We start from the raw sequence: 18,502 nt of genomic DNA on the forward strand, positions 1-18,502 counted from the left end.
GGAGCCGCACCGGTCCTCTAGAATTCGACCGCTCCCGCAGTTCCGGTGCGGCGGTGGCGTGCTCGATCGAAAGGCGGAGCGATCGAAAGGCGGGGCGATCGAAAGGCGGGCGGGATGAGTTCCCCTGGCGTGGCGCTCGGCGTGCTGGGAGGCTTCGCCGCCACCGTCGACGGACGACCGATCGACCTCGGCGGCATCCGGCAGCGTGCCCTGCTCGCCGCCCTCGTCGTCGCGTTCCCGGGCGACGTCTCGGGGGAGCGGCTGCTCGAACAGGTCTGGCACGACGTCGACGACCCGAAGACGAGCTCGCTGCACTTCGCCGTCTCCAAGCTGCGCGACCGGCTCAGCCCGCAGCGACCGCGCGGGGACGAGGGGGTGATCGTCCGGGAGGGCTCGCGGTACCGGCTCGCCGTCGCCGCGGAGCAGATCGACGCCGTGCGGTTCGCCGACCTCGTCGCGCGCGGCGACCGGCTGCGCGAGCAGGGTGCCGCTCAGGCCGCGGCCGAGGCCTACGCGACCGCGTTGTCGTGCTGGCGGGGGTCGCCCTACGCCGACGTCGCCGACGCCGAGTTCGTGCGCCCCGAGGTCGCGCGGCTGACGGCGATCGAGTTGCGCACCCGCAAGGCCCTGCTGCAGATCCGGCTGGACCAGGGCGGCTCCGACGACGTCGTCGAGGCCGCCGAGCGGCTCGTCGCCGCGCATCCGCTCGACGAACGGGCCTGGGAACTGCTGGTCGTCGCCCTGTACCGGGCGGGCCGGCAGGCCGACGCCCTGGCGGCGCTGCGCCGCGTGCGCACCGTGCTCGACGGCGAACTCGGCATCGAGCCGGGCACCGGGCTGCGCGAACTCGAGACGGCGGTGCTGCGGCAGGACGACGTCCGGCTGCTCGGGACCGCCGGGGTCTCGCCGGGGCCCGCCGCCGCGCTGGGCACCCCGAGCGCGACCTCCAACGTGCCGTCGCCCCGCACCGCCCTCGTCGATCGGGCCCGTGAGCTCGCGGACGTCGGCGCGGCGCTGGCCGGGGAACGGTTGGTCACGCTCGTGGGGCCGGGCGGGGTCGGCAAGACGCGGCTCGCGGTGGAGGTGTGCCGCAACGGCGGTGAACGTCCCGCCGACGGGCCGTGGTTCGTGGACCTGGCGGCCGTGCGGGCCGATGCGCTGGTGGCCGCGACGGTGGCGTCGGCCCTGCAGATCCTCGGCCCCGGGACCGTCGACCACCTGGCCACGGTGCTCGCCCCACGTGAGTGCGTCCTCGTGCTGGACAACTGTGAGCATCTGCTCGACGGTTCGGCGGAGCTGGTGACGGCGCTGCTCGAGCGCTGCCCCGGCGTGCGGATCCTGGCGACGAGCCGGGAGCCGCTCGGCCTCGACGGGGAGTGGGTCTACGAGGTGCCGCCGTTGGACGAGTGCGCCGCCGTCGAGTTGTTCGGCGTCCGGGCCGCCGGGGTGGTGCCGGGCTGGACGATCCACGACGAGGTGACCGAACCGGTGCGTCGCATCTGCACCGAGCTCGACGGGATCCCGCTCGGGATCGAGCTCGCGGCGGCGCAGCTGCGGGTGCTGTCCGAGCAGCAGATCGCCGAGGGGCTGAGCGACCGGTTCGCGCTGCTGCAGGGCGGCTCCCGCACCGCTCCGCCGCGGCAGCGGGGGCTGGCCGACGCGATCGAGTGGAGCTACCGGCTCCTCGACGACGAGCAGGCGCGGCTGCTGCGCGAGGTCGCGGTGTTCGCGGGCAGCTTCGACATCGAGGGTGCCGCCGCCGTGCACGGCAGCACGCCGCCGCTGAGCGTCCTGCCGCCGCTGACCGCCCTCGTGCGGCGCTCGCTGCTGCGGGTGGAGCCGTCGTCGTCGCCGCGGCGGTACTCGATGCTGCAGACCATCCGCGAGTTCGCCCTGGCCCGCGCGGACGCGGCCGAACGGGACCGGATGGCCGACGTGCACCGCCGGTTCGTGCTGCGGCGGGCCCTCGCGGCGGTGCCGCACCTGCGCGGCTCCCGGGCACGGCAGACCTTCGACGCCCTGACGGCGGACATCGCCGAGCACCGTGCCGCTGCGGCCTCCGCGCTGGCCGCCGGTGATCCCGTCTACGCGCTCGAACTCGCCGGGGCCCTCTATTGGTTCTGGTATCGGCGGGGGCACATCCGGGAAGGTCTGGAGCTGATATCGGCAGCCCTGGACGCGGTCGAGCGGACCGGTACCGCCGTCGCAGCGGCAACCCTGTCGTCGGCGCTGACCGGCCTGGGCGGGCTCACCTACCTGGCCGGGGACGCGGCCGGCGCGGCGGCCGTGCTGGGACGGTCCGCCGACGCCGCGGGGAGGGGCGGCGACGTCGTCACCGAGGCGTGGATGCGGTCCTGGTGGGCGTACTGCTCCGCGATCACGGGCCCGTCCGACGAGTTCCTGCACGCAGCGCACGAGAGTGCGGACGTCCTGCGCCGGGAAGGCGCCGTGTGGCAGCGCGCCGACGCCCTGCTCATCGAGGGCATGATCCTGCGCTTCCTCGGCGATCCGCAACGGGCGCATCAGGTGCTGCGCGAGGCGGTCGCGACAGCCGAACGTTGCGGCCACGGCTGGGCGGTCGGCTCGGCGTCGTGGACACTCATGCGCACGGCGATGGACGTCGGGGACACGGACGCGGCGCTCGACGCGGTCCGGGTGATGCAGCCGGTCCTCGAGGCCGAGCGGGACGTGACGTCGTGGCTGGTGCTCGTCCACAGCGCCGCGGCCCTGGTGGCCCGGCTCGGTACTCCGGACGTCGGCGCGATGCTCCTCGGGGCGGTCCGGGCGCTCGGCGGCCGCATCGGCTTCCTGCCCGAGGTGATGGATCCGGTCGACGGGCCGCGCGAGGCGGCGGTCGTCCGCGACGCGCTCGGTGACGCCGAGTTCGAGCGGTGCGCGAGCCTCGGCGCCGGCCTGGACCGGGACGAGGTGAGCGCGCTGCTGGCCCGGCTGTGCCGGACGGGGCACGTCGGTGCGCAGCCGGAGCTAAGCGGCAGCTAAGCGGTGGCGGTTGTCCTGGAAGGGACCGAGATCCGATCCTTCCGAGGAGCACCATGTCCCACCCGACGCCCCAGACCCTGGCCCCCACGTCCGTCGTCGACCTGCTTCGGACCGCCGTCGCCGGTGTCGTACACGCCCCCGAGGACGAGGGCTATCGGCTGTCCGCCACCGGCTTCAACCTCGCCACCGTCCACCGCAGCGCCGCCGTCGTGGTCGCCTCGAGTGCCGCCGACGTCGCCGCGGCGGTCCGGATCGCGGCCGAGAACGGGCTGACCGTCGCGGTGCAGGCCACCGGCCACGGCGCCGCCCCCGCGCCGGAGAACAGCATCCTGGTCGACACCGCCCTCCTCGACGGGGTGAGCATCAACCGCGCCGAGCGCACCGCCACCGTCGAGGCCGGGGTCCGCTGGCAGCAGGTGCTCGACGCCGCGGCCCCGCACGGGCTGGCGCCGCTGGCCGGCTCGGCACCGGGCGTCGGGGTGGTCGGGTACACGCTCGGCGGCGGGCTCGGCCCGATCGCCCGCACCCACGGGTTTGCCGCCGACCGGGTCCTGCGGATGGAGGTCGTCACCGCCGACGGGCAGCTGCGGCGGGTCACCCCCGACGACGAACCCGACCTGTTCTGGGCCCTGCTCGGCGGCGGCGCGGCATTCGGGATCGTCACCCAGATGACGTTCGAACTCCTGCCCATCCAGACCCTGGACGGCGGCGGCCTCTTCTACGACATCGCCGACGCCCCGGCCGTGCTGCGCCACTGGCGGGACTGGATCTCCGCGGCGCCGACCTCGGTGTCCAGCTCGCTGGCCATCGTCAACTTCCCGCCGCTCCCGGAACTGCCCGAGCCGCTGCGCGGCCGCACCGCCGTGCACGTGCGGTTCGCGCACGTCGACGACGCCGAGGACGCCGGCGCCCTGCTCGCCCCGCTGCGCGCGGTGGCCACCCCGGTCCTCGACACCGTGACCGAGATCGTCTACCCCGCCCTTGGTTCGATCCACGCCGACCCCACCGACCCGATGCCAGGCATGGAGCGCTCGGCGCTGCTGCGGGAGCTGCCGGACGCCGCCCTCGACGCCCTGCTCGCCGTCGCGGGTCCCGCCGGCGCGCTGCCGATCGCGCTCGCCGAGGTCCGGGCCATGGGCGGCGCGCTCGGTGTGCCGCCCGAGACCCCCAACGCCGTCGCGGGCCGCGACGCCGCGTTCACCCTGTTCACCGTCGGGGTGCTGGTGCCGCCCATCGCCGACGCGGTGCCCGGAGCGCTCGAGACCGTCGTCGGGGCGATGGCGCCGTGGGCCACCGGCGGTGCGCTGATGAACTTCGCGGGCGGCGTGGACGGGCCCCCGGCTGCCCGGGTGGCGAACGCGTGGACCCCCGCCCAGCGGACCCGGCTCGCCGAGATCCGCGCGGCATACGATCCCAGCGGCGTCTTCGCGCCCGCCGCGCGATGGGCGGCAACGGCGATCTGAGCCGACCGCATCCGTCCGTCCCTCGGCTCCACGACCGTCGGGCCGGCGCGCCAGCGCCTACCCTGATGATCCCGGCGCGCCAGCGCCTACCCTGATGATCCCGGCGCGCCAGCGCCTACCCTGATGATCATGGAGTCGAGGGATCTGCGTGTCTCGGACGCCGAGCGCGAACACGTCGGGACGCTGCTGCAGCGCGCGGTCGGGCAGGGGATGCTGTCGCTGGGCGAGTTCACCGAGCGGATGGACACGGCGCTGGCCGCCAGAACCCGCGGAGAACTGAACGCCGTGCTCGTCGACCTGCCCGGAATGCAGGTGCGGCCCGAGTACCTGCCACATCCGATGCAGCCCACCCCCGCCCCGGCGCCGCCGATGGCCGGGCCGGTGCCCCCCGCCCCGCCCTCGCATCTGCAGACACCCACCATCCGCGGCCGGTTGTCCAACCTCAGCCGCAAGGGGCGGTGGGAAGTGCCACCGGTGCTGCGGCTCGACACCCTGATGTCCTCGGTGACCCTCGACTTCACCGAGGCCGTCATGCGCACCCAGGTGGTGCGGATCCAGGTCGAGGACTACCTCAGCTCCATCACCCTGATCGTTCCCGCCGAAGCCACGGCCGACATCAACGGCCTCGACACCGTCGCCGCGAGCGCCGAGTCGAAGGTGCGCAACGGGCCCCCGTTCGGCCCGCTGCATCTGATCGTCGGCGGCACCGTCCGCCTCGGTTCCGTCAACGTCAAGCACCCGCTGGGCACGACGCTGCGCAAGCTGCTGGGCTAGCCGGCCGGCGGTCCCCGAGGAGCGTCGGGCCTGTCGGCCGGTGGAGGCGCACCCGTGTCGGTCCCAATGCGTGTTGGTGCGACGAAAGGAAGCGGCCCGCCCCGGGCCGGAACGCTTATGGCAGAGCTTGCGCGTGGCGAGAACACCACCATCCCCTCGGGGCCGGTGACGGTCGCGGTGGCCGGTGCCCGGCAGGGCACGGTCGATCTGATGGTGTTCCAACTCGGCGCCGACCAGCGTGTCCGTAGCGACGCCGATTTCGTGTTCTTCAACCAGCCGGCCTCCCCGGAGGGCGCGGTCCGGTTGGTCGCGGCCGACCGGATCGGTGTCGATCTGGCCGCGATACCCGCGGGGATCGAGCGGCTGTCGGTCGCGGTCGCCCTCGACGACAGTGCGCCGGGCAGCTTGTCCGCCGTCCCCGGTCTGGGCGTGCAGGTTGCCCACCCGGCGGGCGAGACAACAGCGCCCGCGTTGGGGTTGAGCACCGAGCGGGCGGCGGTCCTGCTCGAGATCTATCGCCGCAACGGCGCGTGGAAGCTTCGCAACGTCTCCGCCGGGTGGGACACGGGCCTGTCGGCGCTGGTGGTCCACCATGGGGTGCAGGTCGACGATCAACCCGCCAGTGCCGAACCTGCCGCGGTGGCCCCGCCGCCTGCGGTCGTGGACAGCGCTGGTGTCCGCACCGTCGCCGGCGAAGCGAAACTCTCGTTGGAGAAGCGGCAGAGGCTGGACCTGCGCAAGCGGGAAGTCGCCAAGGTGCTGCTGGACAAGGGCGCGGCCGGGGTGCGGGCCCGGGTCGTCCTGGTGATCGACAAGACCGGCAGCATGCACCGCGAGTACACCAGCGCACGCATCCATCAGGTCGTCGAGAGGATGGTGCCGATCGCGGTGCAGGTCGACGACGACGGCACCCTCGAGCCGTACCTGTATGCGGTCTCGTTCGCCCGGCTGCCGGACATCGCCGTCCACGATGTCGAGTCCTGGTGCGCGACGTATCTGCATCTCGGTGGGGTGCACGGGGGCATCGACTACGAACAGATCGGTGGCTACAACGACGAGCTGCCGGTGATGGGGGAGATCATCTCCACCCTCACCGCGGGGGCGTCGATGCCGACGCTGGTGCTGTTCTTCACCGACGGCGGCTTCCACAAGAAGGGCCCGATCACCGCGTTGATGAAGAAGGCATCCGGTCTGCCCGCCTTCTGGCAGTTCGTCGGCCTCGGCAAGGCGAACTACGGCGTGCTCGAAAAACTCGACACCATGAGAGGGCGGGTGGTCGACAACGCCGGGTTCTTCAGCGTCGACGACATCTCCCAGGTCAGCGATGCCGAACTCTATCGGCGCCTGCTGGGTGAGTTTCCCGACTGGCTGCGCGCGGCGCGCGCCGCGCGCATCGTGGGCTGAACTGCGACGGGGTCCGCACCAACACCACGATGAGGGCGGTGCACAAGCCCGCATGTCCGGTAGTGATACTCATGCCCGCGGGCGCCGCTCCGCGGACCATGTAGGGATGAGTACGCCGACCCCGCCCGGCCTCGATCCGCGGCTCGTCGCCCAGCTGTCCGGCGAGTGCTACGCGCTCGAACAGCACCTGTACGCCGTCGGCGCGCACGTCGCACATCTGCGGGCCCAGCTCGACCGCCTCGCCGTCGCGCCGGCCCCGGCGCCCGTGCCACCCATGTCGCGGGCCCCGGCGCCACCACCGCGGCCGGTCCCGTCCGTGGCCCCGCCGCGGCCGCCGGCGCGGGAACCGTGGTGGCAGCGCGACGGCGTGATCAGCCGCCTGCTCGCCGTCGCCGGGGTGGCGGTCACCCTCATCGGCGTGGTGATGCTGCTCGTGCTCGCCGCGCAGGCCGGTGTCTTCGGTCCCGTGCCCCGCGTCGTCTCCGGTGCGGTGCTGTCGGCCGCGCTGGTGGCCGCCGGGATCCGGGTGCACCGCCGCGACGGCGGACGCGTCGGCGGTGCCGCCCTGGCCGCGACCGGTTTCGCGGGCGGCTACCTGGTGGTCTTCGCCGCGACCGCCTACTACCGGTGGGTGCCGGCGGTCGTCGGTCTGGCCGCCGCGCTCGTCGTCGCCGGCGCCGGGGTCGCGCTCGCGGTGCGCTGGTCGGACCGGATTCTGGCCGTGCTGCTCGTGCTCGGGGCCGCGCTGCTCGCGCCCACCCTGTCGGACGGTGATCCGTTGCTGCTGCTCGGCTTCCTGCTGGTGCTGCTCGTCGCGAGCTTTCCGGCCCAGTGGCACCGCAATTGGGCCCTGCTGCATCTCGCGCGGGTCGTGCCGATCGCCGCGGTCCTGCTGGTGTCGATCGCCGGGGCCGAGCTTGCCGAGCGGGGCGAGCTCGCCTGGCTGGTCGGCTTCTCGGTGGCGGTCGCCGCATTCGTCGCCGGCACCGCGGTGCTGCTGCTGCGCCGGGAGCCGGGCGACGTCGTCGCCGCGGTGTGCCTGGCGGTGGCGGCGCTGCCGCTGCTCGCCGTCGGGTTGCGGCTGGACCGGTGGCCCGCCGTCGCGCTCGAGGGCACGGCCGCCGCCGGGTACCTCGTGCTGTTCGCCCTCGTCGGGCCCCGGTCGCGTCCGCTGCGGGTGGCGTCCGTCGCGGTGGCGGCGTTGGCGCTGCTGCACGCGTGCCTCGCGGGCGCGAGCCCCGACGCGGCTGCCACGGTGCTGCTCGCGGTCGCCGCCGGGTATGCCGGTGCGGCCGCGTCGATGCGGTCGCGCCTGCTGTACGTCGCCGGCCTCGGCTTCTGGGTGCTCGGAGGAGCGATGTTCTACGACGGCGCCGAACTCGAGAACCTCACCGACCGGGAGCTGGCCGTGGACCGCCTCGACGCGGCCACGCTCGTCACGGCCGTCCTGCTCGCCGCGGTGACGCTGCTGCTCGCGTGGACGGCGACGCGACTGCGGCTCGTCCGCGAACGCGGCGTCCCGTGGATGTGGAGCGGTGCGGCACTCGTGGTGCTGTATGCGGTGACCACGGCATTGGTGACCGCGGGCGTCCTCCTGGGCGGTGCGGACGCCGGATTCGTCGCCGGGCACACCGCGGCGACCATCTGCTGGATGATCGCGGCGACCGCGATGCTGGCGCTCGGCCTCGCCCGCACCGAGTACGCGCACGCCGCGCTGGCCGCGGGGCTGTCGCTGACCGGCGCCGCGCTGGCGAAGCTCTTCCTGTTCGACCTCGCTGCCCTCGAGGGAGTGTGGCGGGTCGTCGCCTTCATCGTGGTGGGCCTGCTGCTGCTCGCCGCCGGTACCCGGTACGCCAAGGCGTTCGCCGGACGCTCCGCCGCCCCGGAGACCGGCTCCGGCCGGGAGACCGGATCTGGCTCGGCGGAGCCGGGACCCGGCGAGGACTGACCCGCTCGGTCAGCGGCGGCGCTGCCGCGCGATGAGTTCACTCACGCTGATCGACTGGCTGTTCTCGGCACCGCCGTGCCGGCCGCGCTGCGAATCCTGCGCGTCGGTCTCCGACCGGTTCGCCGGGGCGTCGTCGGCCCTGCCGGCGGGGGCGCTGTCCTGCGCCGGAGGCGTCGTCGACGGCCGCTCGCCCGCGACCGGCTGATCCGCCGTCCGCGGGTTGGCCCGTCGCAGCTGCGAGAGCCAGTTCTCGATTGCCTGCGGGTCCCGGGTGGGCGCGCCGGACGAGCGCGGCTGCGGCTGAACCTGCGGCCGCACGTACGTCTGGGTCACCGGGGGCGGCACGTCGCCGCGCTGCCGGCGGGGCAGCGGCGGCGTGGCGGGCGGGGAGGACCGCTGGTCCTGCACGGGCGGGACCTGGCCCGGCACTTCTCGCGGGGGCTGGGACGGTGTCTGCTGCGACGGTGTCTGCTGCGACGGCGCCTGCTGCGGGCGGGGGCGCTGGGGCAGGGGACCCTGCGCCTGCGGTTGCGGGGCCGGTGGCCGCTCGGTGCGCGGTTGCTGCGGCTCGGGTGCCGGCGGGCGGGGACGGTCCTGCGGGGGAGCGGGCCGATTCGGCGCCGGGATCCGGCCCGACGGATTCTGCGCTGCCGGCGCCGGCTGCTGTGGCCGTGCCCCGGGAGCCGCCGGGGTCGCCCCGGCCGGACGACGCCGGGGCGGCCGGTCCCGGTCCTCCGGTGCCCGTGCCGGTGGCTCGGCCGGGCGCGGGGCGCGTGGCGGGGCCGACCGGCGCGGTGGCGGCTGCAGGTCGCGGACGCGCCGCTGCTCGGCGGCCGAGCGGGGTGCGGCGATCTTCGGCAGCGGCTGCGTCATCGGATCGTCCGTGGCGACGCCGGCGACGGTGGGCAGGCGGTGCGACCCGGTGGCCGCGACGGTCGCCGGACCGAACATGCCGACCGTGATCAGCTCCGGCACATCCTGCGGCATGAGCTCGTTGTCGAGGATCGGCTCCGCGAGCCCGATCCTGGCCTGGATCCGCTTCATCCACGCCGGTGCCCACCAGCAGTCGTCGCCGAGCAGTTTCATCGTCGCCGGCACGAGCAGCATGCGGATCACCGTGGCGTCGATGATCAGGGCCGCGATCATGCCGTAGGCGATGTACTTCATCATCACCAGTTCGGAGAAGCCGAAGGCGCCGGTGACGACGATCAGGATCAGCGCCGCGGCCGTGATGATGCGGCCGGTGTGCGCCGTGCCGATCCGGATGGATTCGGTGGTGCTCGCCCCCTGCGAGCGGGCCTCGACCATGCGGGAGAGCAGGAAGACCTCGTAGTCGGTGGACAGGCCGTAGATGATCGCGATGATCAGCACGAGCACCGGCGACATGATGGGACCGGGCGTGAAGTTCAGCGGCCCGGCCCCGTGACCGTCGATGAAGATCCACGTCAGGATGCCGAGGGTGGAGCCGAGGCCCAGCGCACTCATCAGCGCCGCCTTGATCGGCAGCACCAGCGACCCGAACGCCAGGAACATCAGCAGGGTCGTGAGCACGACGACCACCGTCACCATCAGCGGCAGCGTGTTCATCAGCGCGGCGATCGAATCCTGTTCGATCGCCGGTGTGCCGCCGACGAGCACCTCCACGCCGTCGGGCCACTGCGCCGCATGCAGGTAGTCGATGGTCTCGGCGGAGTTGTTGCGGTCCTCGAGCCCGGCCTTGACGACGCGGACGCCGTCCCGGGCGGGACCCTCGATGGTGAACTTCTCCACCAGGCCGGGGGCCGCGCTGGCCGTCTGGATGATCTCGTTGAGGTCGCCGCCCTCGGCGCCGCGGACGACGATGCGCACCGGCTCCGCGCGCTGGCCGGGGAACAGTTCGTCGAACTGTTCCTGGGCGAGCCGCGTCGGATGGTCGGGCGGCAGGTAGGTCTCGTTGATGCCGCCGAACTTGATGCCGGTCAGCGGCACGATGAGCAGCAGCAGGCCGATCACCGTGGGGATGGTGACCTTGAGCGGGTTGCGCATCACCCACCGGGTGATCCGTCCCCAGATGCTGTTCTCGACCTGCTCGTTGGACTGGATCTGCCCGAACCGGGACCAGCCCCACTTGTCGATGTTCCGGCCGAGGATGGCGAGCATGGCGGGCAGCAGCGTGATCGAGGTGATCGCCGCCAGCGTCACCGTCGCGATCGCGCCGTACGCGACGGACTTGAGGAAGCCCTGCGGGAACAGCAGCAGGCCGCCGAGGCTGGTGACGACCATCGTGGCGGAGAACACCACGGTGCGCCCGGCCGTCATCACCGTGCGGCGCACGGCGGCGGACGCGGCGTAGCCCTCGGCGAGTTCCTCCCGGAACCGGGACACCATGAACAGGCCGTAGTCGATCGCCAGGCCCAGGCCGATCAGCGAGACCACGGGCGCGACGAACGAGTTGACCTCGGTGAAGTTCGTGATGAGCCGCACGATGCCGTTCGCGGCGACGACCGTCAGGCCGCCGGTGATCAGCGGCATCGCGGCCGCGATCACGCCGCCGAAGACGAAGAACAGCAGGATTCCGACCGCCGGGATGGCGAGGAGCTCCATGCGCTTGATGTCCTGCGCCATCGTGTCGTTGAGGGCGCCGGAGATCGGTTGCAGGCCGGCGAGCTGCACGTCGACCCCGTCGATGAGGAACTCGTCCTTCACGTCACGGAAGTTGTTGGTCAGCTCGGTGTCGTTGTCGCCCGCGATGGCGACCGACGCCACGGCGTGCTGCCGCGACTGGTCCGCCAGCGCCGGCACCGCCGGGGCGCCGTTCGTCGGCCAGTACGCACCGTTGATCTTCAGGATCTGATCCGGATGGTCCGCGACCAGCGAGTTGAGACTGTCCTTGACCTTCGCCGCGAACTCCGGATCGTCGACCGTCCTGCCCTCCGGCGCCGTGTACAACGCCAGGACGTCGCCGTTCGTGTCGCGGCCGAAGGTGCCGTCGGCCAGCTTCGCCGCAGCGACGGACTCCGAGCCGGGATCGTCCCAGCCGCTCTGACTGAGATGATCGTTCAGGCTCGCGCCGTACCCGGCGAGCCCGAGCAGACCGGCCACCATCACCGCGATGACGGTGAAGCGCGCACGGTGGACGAGCTCTCCCCAGCGGTCGAACACGAAACTCTCCTATTCGGCCACGCTCTTGCGGCCCACGAGCAGGGCGGACAGCGGTCGGAACGGCTGCAACCAGGCGCCCTCGTCGGGCAGCGAGTCCAGGCTCACGCGTGGCAGCGGCTCACGGAACACCCCCGGGATGTCCTCGAGGTCGACGAAGTCGAGCACCTCGGACGTGACCGCCCAGCTGGCGTGCTCGCGGAAACCGAGGACCTGCACCGCCACGCCGGTCGCGGCGATCTCCTCGAGCGGTTCCCGGAACGCCTGCCCGTCGGCGGAGGCGACCATCACCCCCGCCAGACCCTCACTGCGTCGCAGCGCGATGTGCCGCAACATGTCGGAGTCTACGTCGCTGTCCTCGTCGATCTTCGGCTTGGCGAACACCGCGAAGCCGACGTTGCGCAACGCCTCGACCCACGGGCGCACGACGTCGGCGCTGCCCGGCGCGATGTTCGTGAACACCGTCGCCTCGGGGTCGAGGGTGGCCGTCGTGGTGCGCGAGAGCTCGGACGTGCGGCCGAGCAGCCACCGTCCGAGCGCGTCGAACCGCGGCCGGTAGGCGGCGGTGGGCCGGCCGCCCAGGATGGCACCGAGACCCATGTCCAGGTTCGGCGCGTCCCACACGAGCAGCACCCGCTCGTGCCGCTCGGTGCCGTCCGTCGTGGGGGCCGCGGACACGTCGGACAGTTCTTCGTGGACGCTCATGCCCTGATCTTCCCCCAGACCAGCTCCGTGATGCTGCTGCCCACCCGCTGCGCCTTGTCCTCGAACTTCGTGACGGGGCGCTCGTGGCTGATGGGGGACTCCCAGTCGAGCGTCGTCAGCAACGGCTCGGCGTTGCCCGCCTCGGCGATGGCCTCGGCGTACTCGGCGTGGTCCGTCGCGACGTGCAGCACGCCGCCCGGCTGCAGCCGGCTCGCGATCAGGGCGAACGTCGGCGGCTGCAGCAGGCGGCGCTTGTGGTGGCGGGCCTTGGGCCATGGGTCCGGGAAGAACACCCGCACCCCGGTCAGCGACTCGGGGGCCACCATGTGCTCGAGTACCTCGACCGCGTCGCCGCGCAGGATCCGCAGGTTCCGGATCGGCGTGTCGGTGTCGTAGGTCCGTTCGATCTGCTGCAGCGTCTGCGCGATGCCGGGCTTGTAGACCTCGACGGCGATGAGGTTCACGTGCGGTTCGGTCCGGGCCATCGTCACCGCGGCCGTTCCGGTGCCGGAGCCGATCTCCAGGACGACCGGCGCCGAGCGGCCGAACCAGGCGTCGACGTCGAGCCGGTCGTCGCCGACGTCGCGGCCCAGCTCGGGCCAGCAGCGGTCCCACGACTCCTGCTGCGGGAGCGTCAGCGCGCCCCGCCGCGAGCGGAAACTCGTCACCCGCGGGTACAGACGGTTTCCTCGGGTCGGGCGCTGCTCCAGCGTCTCGGTCGTGTCCAGATCGGCGTCGTTCACCCGACCATTGTCGCGTATCGGGAGGGTGTGTGGCAGGAGGGACTGAAGTGACCACAGTGTTTTCTCAGGGTGCCGGGTTTTCTCAGGGTGCCCCCGGGCCGCTGCCGTCGACGGCAGCCTCTGCCAGAATCGGCGGCGACACACGGGGGTGGTCATGGTGGGGGATGCGGGGACCGCGCACGCGCGGTGGCGGCAGATCGTCGAGGACATCGGCCGGTTCGACGCCCGGGCCGGCCGACAGGTGCAGCGCGCCCTCGACCGGCACGACGCCCCGCTGCGGGTGCAGATCGCGGGTCGCGGCGGCGCCGTCCGTCCCGCGCTCCGCGCAGCCGTCGAGGCGGCGGTCGCGGCGTCGGCACTGGTCGACACCGTGGAGCTCGACTCGCCGGACCGGCCCGAACCGGTCCTCGACGCGGATGTCGTCCTCCTCGTGCTCGCGGCGCGGGTCCACCCCGCCGATCTGGCGGCACTCGTCCGCTCCGCCGATCCGGCGGCACTCGTCCGCTCCGCCGATCCGGCGGCGCTCGTCACACGCGACGACGAACGCCTCGTCGTCGTGCTCGATCGGACCGAAAGACTCGAGGATGCCGAGGCCGCGTTCGCCCGCGCGGCCGCGCACGTGCGACGGCCGGTCCTCACGCCCGGCTCCGGGCCGGCGGCGGTCGTCGAACGACTCGGTTCCGCGCGCCGCCGTCGCGACGCCGTGCTCGCCCGCGACCTGGCGGGCATCGGTGCCGGCCCGCGGGCCCGCGACGTCATCGAGGCCGCCCTCGACGACCTCACCGGATCGTCGCGGTGATCCCGCCCGACGTCGGCGACGTCGTGCGCCGCTGGAACCCGGAGGGATGGGCGCGGCTGCACGCCACGTCGGACCCGCCGCGGATCCGGGTGGCCGGGGTCGACGGCTGCGGCCGCGGGGCGCTCGTCGACGAGCTCACCGCGCTCGGCCCGGCCGTCGACTACGTCCATGACGGTCCCGCGACCGTCGTGCTGATGGTGTTCGAGGCGTCGGCCCACCTCGGCCGGACCGAACTCGCCGTCCTCGAGTCCGCCGGGCGCGGCAGCGGCCGCGTGGTGTGCGCGCTCACCGGAACCGACGTGCACCCGGACTGGCGGGTGGTGCACGAGCGGGACGTCGCGCTGCTGCAACGGCACGCACCCTGGCTCGGTCCGGTGACATTGCTGCCCGTCGGGACGTCGCTCGCCGCCCGCGCCCGTGCTGTCGGCGGCGACGCGGGAGCGGTGCTGCGGCTCGAATCCGGGATCGTCGACCTGCACGAGGCGCTCACGGCGGCGCTGGTCCCGGGTCCGCATGCGGGCCGGGCCCTGCGCAGCGCCGTCGTCGCCGAGACCCGCCACCTCGTGGTGCAGGCGATCGCTGCCCTGCGCGCCGGCGACGACACGGGGGCCCTGCGCGCCGAACGGGCGCGGTGGAGCCTGCGGGCCACCACTCCCGCCGACGACGGAGGGCTCCGCGCCGAGCTGCAACGGGCCCGCATCGACACCGCGCAGGCCGTCGCGGCGGCCGTGCGCGCGGCGTCCGCCGAATTTCGCGACGCGATCGAGACGGTGGACCCGGCGCACGTGCCGCACCTGCTCGACGACGTGGTCCGCGACCTGCACGCCCGGGTCGGCACGGTCGTCACCGAGCGGCTGGCCCGGATCGGACCGGGTGACCCGGAGCCGGCCGGCCCGGCCACCGTGCCCCCGCGGTCCGCGCCGCCGTCCCCGCGACGTCCCGTGGAGGACCGCCTCACCGTGCTGATCGGCGCGTCGGCCGGGGCGGGGCTGGGACGCGTCGCGGTGTCCCCGCTGTCCCTGGTGCCCACGCTCGAGCTGGCGACGGTACCGCTGAGCCTGCTGCTCGGCGCGGCGGCGGCGTGGTGGCTGGTGCGGGTGCGGCGACGGCTCGCCGAACGGGACCGGATGCGCAGGTGGGCGCTCGAGGAACTCGTCGAGGTGCGCGCCGAGCTCGAGGCCGTCGCGCTCGAGCGCATCGTCGACGCGGAGGCCCGGCTCGGGTCCGCGCTCGCCGTCGCGCGCACCGCCCGGCTCGCCACGGCGCGCGACCGCATCGCCGCCCTCGACGACGAGCTGAGACGTCGCGCCGAGGACCGTGCCGGGCAGCTGGCGGCGTGCGAGCGCGATCTCGCCGTGCTCGCCCGGGCGGGAACCGCCGGCCGGCCGGGCGCGTCCAACAGGACGACAGCGTCCGGTGGGACGACAGCGTCCGGTGGTGTGACACGGCAGTGAGGAGCGCGCGATGGTGGACGGATTCGCCGGCACCGACGACCAGGTGTGGGAGCCCGACGTGCCCGTCCCGGGACGTCCCGCGTTCGGTCCGGGGCTGGCCCCGGCGCTGCTCGACCCGGCTGGACCGGGCGCGCTGCCGCCGGCCGTGGACGTCGACGGCGACGGGCTGCTCGACACCGTCACGTTCGCCACCGCGGACGCACTCGTCGTCGCATCGGACACCGACGCCGACGGGTGGTTCGACCGGGTCACCGAACTCGGCGACGACGGGCGGTTCGGGGTGTGGCAGTTCCGGCGCGACGTCGACGGTGCGGAGCACTGGACCCGGATTGACGAAGGTCACCTCGATCGAGGAAAGTGAGGCAAATCGCCCGTGCCCCGGGCGTGCGAGGCGGGTACTGTGTTCGCCCTCTGAATCGTTTCTGTGACATTTCCGACCGGCCCCGATTGCCATCACCCCGAAGTCCGGCGTTAACCTCTATGAATAGGACATCCGGCGCCCGCCTCGTCCGTTCGGCCACGGAGGAAGCGGGTGGTACCCCTGCCGAGAGGGGGAGTCCGGGTCCGCCGCTGGTCCCTGGGACGGTTCGTCGCAGGTCGGGGGAGGGATCCGGTTCCGGCGCACCCCAGGAGAGTTTGATGACCTCAGTGACCATTCCCGGTCTGAACGGCACCGATGGCAAGCCCCCGACCCAGCACGCCGAGCTGCTCGCATGGGTACAGGAGGTCGCCGAACTCACTCAGCCCGACCGGGTCGTCTGGGCCGACGGGTCCGACGCGGAATGGGACCGGCTGACCACCCAGCTGGTCGAGGCCGGGACCTTCACCCGCCTCAACGACGAGAAGAAGCCCAATTCCTTCCTGGGCAACTCCGACCCGTCGGACGTCGCGCGCGTCGAGTCGCGCACCTTCATCTGCTCGCGCAACGAGGTCGATGCCGGACCGACCAACAACTGGATGGATCCGGCCGAGATGCGGGCGACCATGACCGAGCTGTACCGCGGCAGCATGCGCGGGCGCACCCTTTACGTGGTGCCGTTCTGCATGGGCCCGCTCGGCGCGGACGACCCGAAGCTCGGCGTCGAGATCACCGACTCGGAGTACGTCGTCGTCTCCATGCGCATCATGACCCGCATGGGTACCGCGGCCCTGGAGAAGCTGGGCACCGACAAGCCGTTCGTCAAGGCCCTGCACTCGGTGGGTGCGCCGCTCGAGCCCGGCCAGAAGGACGTGCCGTGGCCGTGCAACGACACCAAGTACATCACCCACTTCCCGGAGGACCGGGAGATCTGGAGCTACGGCTCCGGCTACGGCGGCAACGCCCTGCTCGGCAAGAAGTGCTACTCGTTGCGTATCGCTTCGGCCATGGCGCACGACGAGGGCTGGCTCGCCGAGCACATGCTGATCCTCAAGCTGATCTCGCCGGAGGACAAGGCCTACTACGTGGCGGCCGCGTTCCCGAGTGCCTGCGGCAAGACCAACCTCGCGATGATCCAGCCGACCATCCCGGGCTGGCGCGCCGAGACCCTCGGCGACGACATCGCCTGGATGCGTTTCGGTGAGGACGGCCGGCTGTACGCGGTGAACCCGGAGTACGGCTTCTTCGGCGTCGCCCCCGGCACCAACCACGGCTCCAACCCCAACGCCATGAAGACGATGGAGGCCGGCAACACGCTGTACACCAACGTCGCGCAGACCGACGACGGCGACGTGTGGTGGGAGGGCCTGGAAGGCAATCCCGAGCACCTCATCGATTGGAAGGGCAACGACTGGACTCCCGAGTCCGGCACCCCGGCCGCGCACCCGAACTCGCGCTACTGCACGCCGATGTCGCAGTGCCCGATCCTCGCCCCCGAGTGGGACGATCCGCAGGGTGTGCCGATCTCCGCGATCCTGTTCGGCGGTCGTCGCAAGACGACTGTGCCGCTGGTGAGCGAGTCTCTCGACTGGCAGCACGGCACCTTCCTCGGCGCGACGCTGTCGTCCGAGCAGACCGCCGCCGCCGAGGGCAAGGTCGGCACCGTCCGTCGCGACCCCATGGCGATGCTGCCGTTCATCGGTTACAACGCCGGCGACTACCTGAACCACTGGATCAACATCGGCAAGTCCGCGGATGCGGACAAGCTGCCGAAGATCTTCTACGTCAACTGGTTCCGTCGCGGCGACGACGGCCGCTTCCTGTGGCCGGGCTTCGGTGAGAACTCCCGTGTGCTCAAGTGGATCGTCGACCGCATCGAGCACCGGGCCGGCGCCCAGACCACGCCGATCGGCTTCGTGCCGACCGCCGCGGACCTCGACCTCGAGGGCCTCGACGTCGACCGCGACGACGTCGACGAGGCGCTGAAGGTCGACGTGGCGGAGTGGAAGGAAGAGCTGCCCCTCATCGAGGAGTGGTTCGAGTTCCTCGGCGAGAAGGTGCCCTCCGGCATCCGCGACGAGTTCGAGGCCCTGAAGCAGCGCCTCGCCTGACGCCTTGATCGACCGAATGTCACATCGGATCGCTTGTATCGATCCGATGTGACATTCGGCGTTTCAGGGATGCTCAGGACGACTGACTCGCGAGCCACTCATCGATGCGACGTCGTGCCTCTTCGGGCGCGACGTCCTCGACGCGCGTCATGATCGCCCACCGGTGCCCGAACGGGTCGAGGATCGTCCCGAACCGGTCTCCGGTGACGAACGTCGAGGGTTCCTCGAAGACCTGCGCACCCTGCTCGACCGCGCGGGCGAACGTCGCGTCGGCGTCGGTGCAGTACAGCACGTAGGAATGGTCGACGGTGTTCGTCCCGTCGGGCGCGCGCAGCCCCATGGCCGGCGCGGGGTCGCTCAGCTGGAGCCGGCCGTGCCCGAAGTCCAGTTCGGCGTGCGCGATCGTGCCGTCGGGCCCGTCGGTTCGTTCGACGACCTCGGCGCCGAAGACCGTGCGGTAGAACTCGACGGCCCGGGCCGCGCCGTCGACGACGAGGAACGGCGTGAGGGAGGTGTAGCCGGCGGGGATCGGATTCACGGAATGCGTCATGCGACGAGTCTCGCGTCGTCTCCGCCGGCCGTATTGAACATTTCCGACATTCCCC

General features: G+C 72.6%; 13 protein-coding genes. 9 read left to right on the forward strand and 4 right to left on the reverse strand.

Features of this window, described 5'->3' with window-relative positions:
• Window positions 1-114: 114 nt before the first annotated feature.
• The 5 genes from A4U64_RS01935 (at window position 115) to A4U64_RS01955 (ending at window position 8,589) form a co-directional block, all read left to right on the forward strand.
• The gene (locus A4U64_RS01935) at window positions 115-3,000 is read left to right on the forward strand and encodes an AfsR/SARP family transcriptional regulator (protein WP_232334150.1); all 2,886 of its coding nucleotides are present in this window, start codon (window positions 115-117) and stop codon (window positions 2,998-3,000) included.
• Window positions 3,001-3,053: 53 nt separating this feature from the next.
• Window positions 3,054-4,463 (forward strand): FAD-binding oxidoreductase, encoded by a 1,410-nt coding sequence (locus tag A4U64_RS01940; protein WP_065922072.1) that lies wholly within the window; start codon window positions 3,054-3,056, stop codon window positions 4,461-4,463.
• A 129-nt stretch (window positions 4,464-4,592) separates the two neighbouring features.
• On the forward strand, window positions 4,593-5,237 hold the full coding sequence (locus A4U64_RS01945; RefSeq protein ID WP_043802811.1) for a DUF1707 SHOCT-like domain-containing protein: 645 nt from the start codon (window positions 4,593-4,595) through the stop codon (window positions 5,235-5,237).
• A gap of 117 nt (window positions 5,238-5,354) precedes the next feature.
• Window positions 5,355-6,641 carry a VWA domain-containing protein gene (locus A4U64_RS01950; RefSeq protein ID WP_065922073.1) on the forward strand — a complete coding sequence of 429 codons (1,287 nt, stop codon included), beginning with the start codon at window positions 5,355-5,357 and terminating at the stop codon, window positions 6,639-6,641.
• 106 nt (window positions 6,642-6,747) lie between these two features.
• Window positions 6,748-8,589: a DUF2339 domain-containing protein gene (locus tag A4U64_RS01955; protein ID WP_065922074.1), complete on the forward strand. Its 1,842-nt coding sequence runs from the start codon at window positions 6,748-6,750 to the stop codon at window positions 8,587-8,589.
• Window positions 8,590-8,598: 9 nt separating this feature from the next.
• On the opposite strand, the gene A4U64_RS01960 is transcribed toward A4U64_RS01955, so the two are convergent.
• The 3 genes from A4U64_RS01960 to trmB are packed head-to-tail and all read right to left on the reverse strand — an operon-like array spanning window position 8,599 to window position 13,175.
• Window positions 8,599-11,730: an MMPL family transporter gene (locus tag A4U64_RS01960; protein WP_065922075.1), complete on the reverse strand. Its 3,132-nt coding sequence runs from the start codon at window positions 11,728-11,730 to the stop codon at window positions 8,599-8,601.
• Window positions 11,731-11,739: 9 nt separating this feature from the next.
• Window positions 11,740-12,432 carry an NYN domain-containing protein gene (locus A4U64_RS01965; RefSeq protein ID WP_006940232.1) on the reverse strand — a complete coding sequence of 231 codons (693 nt, stop codon included), beginning with the start codon at window positions 12,430-12,432 and terminating at the stop codon, window positions 11,740-11,742.
• The gene (gene trmB / locus A4U64_RS01970) at window positions 12,429-13,175 is read right to left on the reverse strand and encodes a tRNA (guanosine(46)-N7)-methyltransferase TrmB (protein ID WP_029546125.1); all 747 of its coding nucleotides are present in this window, start codon (window positions 13,173-13,175) and stop codon (window positions 12,429-12,431) included. Before trmB ends, A4U64_RS01965 begins: the two co-directional genes overlap by 4 nt.
• Before the next feature lie 154 nt (window positions 13,176-13,329).
• Between trmB and A4U64_RS01975 the strand changes: the two genes are divergently transcribed.
• From A4U64_RS01975 to A4U64_RS01990, 4 genes are all read left to right on the forward strand, one after another.
• Window positions 13,330-13,974, forward strand: a complete 645-nt coding sequence (locus tag A4U64_RS01975; protein ID WP_157127554.1) for a hypothetical protein — start codon at window positions 13,330-13,332, stop codon at window positions 13,972-13,974.
• Window positions 13,971-15,428, forward strand: a complete 1,458-nt coding sequence (locus A4U64_RS01980) for a hypothetical protein (protein WP_065922077.1) — start codon at window positions 13,971-13,973, stop codon at window positions 15,426-15,428. Before A4U64_RS01975 ends, A4U64_RS01980 begins: the two co-directional genes overlap by 4 nt.
• A 10-nt stretch (window positions 15,429-15,438) precedes the next feature.
• The gene (locus A4U64_RS01985; RefSeq protein ID WP_050035917.1) at window positions 15,439-15,789 is read left to right on the forward strand and encodes a DUF6802 family protein; all 351 of its coding nucleotides are present in this window, start codon (window positions 15,439-15,441) and stop codon (window positions 15,787-15,789) included.
• Between the two features lie 278 nt (window positions 15,790-16,067).
• Complete coding sequence (locus A4U64_RS01990; RefSeq protein ID WP_029546116.1) at window positions 16,068-17,897, forward strand: phosphoenolpyruvate carboxykinase (GTP); 1,830 nt, start codon at window positions 16,068-16,070, stop codon at window positions 17,895-17,897.
• Between the two features lie 73 nt (window positions 17,898-17,970).
• Here A4U64_RS01990 and A4U64_RS01995 read toward each other — a convergent pair whose 3' ends face one another.
• Entirely contained in the window at window positions 17,971-18,447 is a 477-nt protein-coding gene (locus tag A4U64_RS01995) for a VOC family protein (RefSeq protein ID WP_029546114.1), read from the reverse strand.
• Window positions 18,448-18,502 lie beyond the last annotated feature (55 nt).

The sequence above is a fragment of the Rhodococcus sp. WB1 genome (assembly GCF_001700945.1).
In the GTDB taxonomy this organism is placed as follows: domain Bacteria; phylum Actinomycetota; class Actinomycetes; order Mycobacteriales; family Mycobacteriaceae; genus Rhodococcus; species Rhodococcus aetherivorans.